Genomic DNA, 1,005 nt, shown 5'->3' with positions numbered 1-1,005 from the left:
TCTTCCCGCCCGGGGCGACGACGTTGCCGGCCCCGAACCGGTGAGCTTGCGTCCCAGCAGCACTTCGCGGCCGGTGGGGCCCTCACGCAGCAGCAGGACCAGCACCACCGGTTGCGGCTGGGTCCGGTTGACGCTGGCGTCGGCGCTGCTGGTCATGGGCTGGCTCCTGGAAGACGGCTGGGTTTCTGGATGGGCGGTGGTGGGACGGCTTCAGCGCGCCCGGGGGTGGGCAAAGAGGTACGCCTCGCGCAGCGCATCGACGGTGACCTTGGTGTAGATCTGGGTGGTGGTTACCGAGGCGTGGCCGAGCAGCTCCTGCACCACGCGCACGTCGGCCCCGCCCTCCAACAGGTGGGTGGCGAAGGAGTGGCGCAGCGTATGCGGGGAAACCTCGGTGGGAACCCCGGCCCGCTCGGCCGCCTTGGACAGGATCATCCACGCGGACTGCCGGGAGAGCCGCCCGCCACGCTGGTTCAGGAACAGTGCCGGGTTGCCCCTGCCCTTGGCCGCCAGCCCCGGGCGGGCACGCACCAGGTAGTCGCTGAGCGCCTTGCGCGCGTAGGAGCGATCGGCACCACCCGTTCCTTGGAGCCCTTGCCGAACAGGCGCACCACGCTCTGCCCGGCGGAGTCCGGTGCGCTGCCGGGATTCGGGGCTGCCTGCAGCTCAGTGGAGGGTTGCAGGTCGGCATCGGGCTGCAGGCCGGCGGCGAAGTGCACGTCGTCCACGTCCAATGCGACCACTTCTGAGATGCGCGCGCCGGTGGAGTACAGGAACTCCAGCAGTGCCCGGTCGCGCAGCCCCGCCGGGGTGTCGGTGGCCACCGATTCCAGGATCGTGTTGACCTCGGCAATGGAGATGGCCTTGGGCAGGAGGAACCGAAGCTTGGCGGCTGGATGTCGCGGGCCGGGTTGGGCACGCACAGCCCCTCCAGTTCCCAGAACTTGTGCAGCTGGCGGATCGCCACCGTGTGCCGGGCGACCGTGCGGGCGCTGAGCCCCGGCG

General features: G+C 70.6%; 1 pseudogene. It reads right to left on the bottom strand.

Features of this window, described 5'->3' with window-relative positions:
* Positions 1-210 precede the first annotated feature (210 nt).
* A pseudogene (locus JCM19049_RS21335) lies at positions 211-1,005 on the bottom strand (tyrosine-type recombinase/integrase); the annotation flags it as partial.

It is taken from the genome of Arthrobacter sp. JCM 19049, from assembly GCF_001310435.1.
This window is presented reverse-complemented; position numbering and strand designations above follow the sequence as displayed.